General features: G+C 72.6%; 3 protein-coding genes. All 3 read right to left on the reverse strand.

Annotation, left to right across the window (positions count from 1 at the left end):
• The coding region (pgl, locus tag ACFVIM_RS34185; RefSeq protein ID WP_384310024.1) for a 6-phosphogluconolactonase at positions 1-725 on the reverse strand (725 nt) is incomplete at its 3' end.
• Positions 726-766: 41 nt separating this feature from the next.
• Entirely contained in the window at positions 767-1,855 is a 1,089-nt protein-coding gene (opcA, locus tag ACFVIM_RS34190; RefSeq protein ID WP_384310020.1) for a glucose-6-phosphate dehydrogenase assembly protein OpcA, read from the reverse strand.
• Positions 1,852-3,301 (reverse strand): glucose-6-phosphate dehydrogenase (gene zwf, locus ACFVIM_RS34195; RefSeq protein WP_384310022.1); only part of this gene is annotated, 1,450 nt, incomplete at its 5' end. The genes zwf and opcA, both read right to left, overlap by 4 nt.

The raw sequence follows: 3,301 nt of genomic DNA on the forward strand, positions 1-3,301 counted from the left end.
GGGTACAGCTCCCGGGGCAGCGCCGAGGCGGCGGCCGTGTCCAGGAGCCACAGCGTGCGGCCGCGCCCCCGGGCCCCGGCGGCGGGGGCCTGGAGCTCGTCCGCGCCCGACAGCGCCATCGCGGCGGCCTCCGCCTTGTCGGCGCCCGCCGCGAGCAGCCACACCTCACGCGCCGCCCGGATCGCGGGGAGCGTGAGGGAGATGCGGGTCGGCGGCGGCTTGGGGGCGCCATGCACCCCGACGACCGTCCGTTCCGTCTCGCGTACGGCCGGGTGCTCCGGGAAGAGTGAGGCCACATGCGTGTCCGGGCCGACCCCGAGCAGCAGGACGTCGAAGGTCGGCACCGGGCCGTGGTCCTCCGGTCCCGCCGCGGCGGCCAGCTCGGCCGCGTACGCGGCGGCGGCGCCGTCCACGTCACCGCCGTACGGGCCGTCCGAGGCCGCCATGGCGTGGACCCGGGCGGGATCCACCGGAACGTGGTCCAGGAGCGTCTCGCGCGCCTGGGTCACATTGCGTTCCGGGTCGCCCTCCGGGAGGAACCGCTCATCGCCCCACCACAGGTCGAGCCGGGCCCAGTCGACCGCGTCCCGCGCCGGGGAGGACCCCAGCGCGGCCAGCAGCGCGTTGCCGTTGCGCCCGCCCGTGAGGACCACGGAGGCCGAGCCCCGCGCGGACTGGGCGTCCACGATCCGGGTGATCAGCCGGGCGGCGGCGGCCTGGGCCATCAGCTCCTTGTCGCGGTGGACGACGAGCTGGGGGGCGCTGGTCACGAGGCGGCCGCCCGCTTGGCCGGGGTGGCCTTCTTGGCGGCCGTCTTCGCCGGGGCGGCCTTGGCGGGCTGCTCCGGCTTCTCCGCCGACTCCTCAGCCGTGGCCGTGGCAGGGGCGGACGCGGCCGGGGCCCCGCCCTCCGATCCGTTCTCCGCCGCCCGCGCGCCGAGCCGGTCGACCCCGAACCGCAGCGCGGAGGCGTAGGTGTCGTCCGGGTCGAGCCGCCGCAGCTCCTCCGCGATCAGCTCGGCGGTCTCCCGCCGCTTCAGCGCGACCGCGCGGTCCGGCTGCCCCTGGATGGAGAGGTTCGCCAGGGAGCCGTCGGCCCGGTCGAGCACGATGTCACCGCAGGTGGTCTCCATCGTCACGGCCGTCAGCCCCGGACCGGTGGAGCCGGTGCGCCGCACCGGTACCCCGAGCCGGTCCGCCAGCCACATGGCCAGCAGCTCCACGCTCGGATTGAACTCCTCGCCCTCCACCTCGGCGGCGGTGACCTCGCAGGCCACCTGGTCCAGCGCGGCGGCGAGCATCGAGCGCCAGGGCGTGATCCGGGTCCAGGACAGGTCCGTGTCGCCGGGGGTGTAGGTACCGGCGCGCGCGGTGAGGTCCTGGATCGGGTCCTCGGAGGCGTAGGTGTCGGTGACCCGGCGCTGGGCGAGGGCGCCCAGCGGGTCCTGCGCCGGGTCGAGCGGCGCGTTCACCGGCCACCAGACCACGACGGGCGCGTCCGGCAGCAGCAGCGGCAGCACCACGGACTGGGCGTGCTCGCCGACCTCGCCGTAGAGCCGCAGGACGACCGTCTCACCGGTGCCCGCGTCGGCGCCCACCCGGACCTCGGCGTCCAGCCGGGCCTGGGCGCGGGCGCGCGGGGTGCGGGCGACCCGCTTGATGACCACGAGCGTGCGCGAGGGGTGTTCGCGCGAGGCGTCGTTGGCGGCGCGGAGCGCGTCGTACGCGTTCTCCTCGTCGGTGACGATCACCAGGGTCAGGACCATGCCGACGGCCGGGGTGCCGATCGCGCGGCGGCCCTGGACCAGCGCCTTGTTGATCTTGCTGGAGGTGGTGTCCGTAAGGTCGATCTTCATGGCCGGCGCCAGCTCCGTCCGTCTCGTGCGAGCATTTCGTCCGCCTCGACCGGACCCCAGGTTCCCGCCGGGTACTGCGCGGGCCTGCCGTTCTTCTCCCAGAACTGCTCGATCGGGTCGAGGATCTTCCAGGACAGCTCCACCTCCTCCACCCTCGGGAAGAGGTTGGAGTCGCCGAGCAGGACATCGAGGATGAGGCGCTCATACGCCTCGGGGCTGGACTCGGTGAAGGACTCGCCGTACGCGAAGTCCATCGACACGTCCCGGACCTCCATCGAGGTGCCCGGCACCTTGGAGCCGAACCGCATGGTCACACCCTCGTCCGGCTGGACCCGGATGACCAGGGCGTTCTGCCCCAGCTCCTCGGTGGCCGTGTGGTCGAAGGGGGAGTGCGGGGCGCGCTGGAAGACGACCGCGATCTCGGTGACCCGGCGGCCGAGCCGCTTGCCGGTGCGCAGATAGAACGGCACCCCGGCCCAGCGCCGGTTGTCGATCTCCAGCTTCACGGCGGCGTAGGTGTCGGTCTTGGAGTTCGGGTCGATGCCGTCCTCCTGGAGGTAGCCGACGGCCTTCTCGCCGCCCTGCCAGCCCTCCGCGTACTGACCGCGCACGGTGGCGGCGCCCAGGTCCTTGGGCAGCTTCACCGCCCCGAGCACCTTGGTCTTCTCCGCCGCGAGCGCGTCGGCGTCGAAGGAGGCGGGCTCCTCCATCGCGGTCAGCGCCAGCAGCTGGAGCAGGTGGTTCTGGATGACGTCACGGGCGGCGCCGATGCCGTCGTAGTACCCGGCGCGGCCGCCGATGCCGATGTCCTCGGCCATGGTGATCTGGACGTGGTCCACATAGGACCGGTTCCAGATCGGCTCGAAGAGGGTGTTGGCGAACCGGAGCGCCAGGATGTTCTGGACGGTCTCCTTGCCGAGGTAGTGGTCGATACGGAAGACCGCGTTCGACGGGAAGACCTCGTGCACCACCTGGTTGAGGTCCTTGGCGGACTCCAGGTCGTGCCCGAACGGCTTCTCGATGACCGCGCGGCGCCAGGAGCCCTCCTTCTCCGCCAGACCGTGCTTCTTCAGCTGCTGCACGACCTGCGGGAACCACTTCGGCGGTACGGAGAGGTAGAAGGCGAAGTTGCCGCCCGTCCCCTGCGCCTGGTCCAGCTCGGTGATGGTCTTGCGGAGCGTCTCGAAGGCGTCGTCGTCGTCGAAGTCGCCCTGGACGAACCGCATGCCCTGGTTGAGCTGCTGCCAGACCTCCTCGCGGAAGGGAGTGCGCGCGTGCTCCTTGACGGCGTCGTGCACCTCCCGGGCGAAGTCCTCGTCCTGCCACTCCCGGCGGGCGAAGCCGACCAGGGAGAACCCCGGCGGCAGCAGGCCCCGGTTGGCCAGGTCGTAGACGGCGGGCATCAGCTTCTTGCGGGAGAGATCGCCGGTGACACCAAAGATGACC

The organism is Streptomyces sp. NPDC057638 (genome assembly GCF_042800315.1).
Classification (GTDB): domain Bacteria; phylum Actinomycetota; class Actinomycetes; order Streptomycetales; family Streptomycetaceae; genus Streptomyces.

Bases quoted from the DNA above. Each gene is read 5' to 3' on its own strand.
- opcA (WP_384310020.1), bottom strand. From the start codon at position 1,855: ATGAAGATCGACCTTACGGACACCACCTCCAGCAAGATCAACAAGGCG.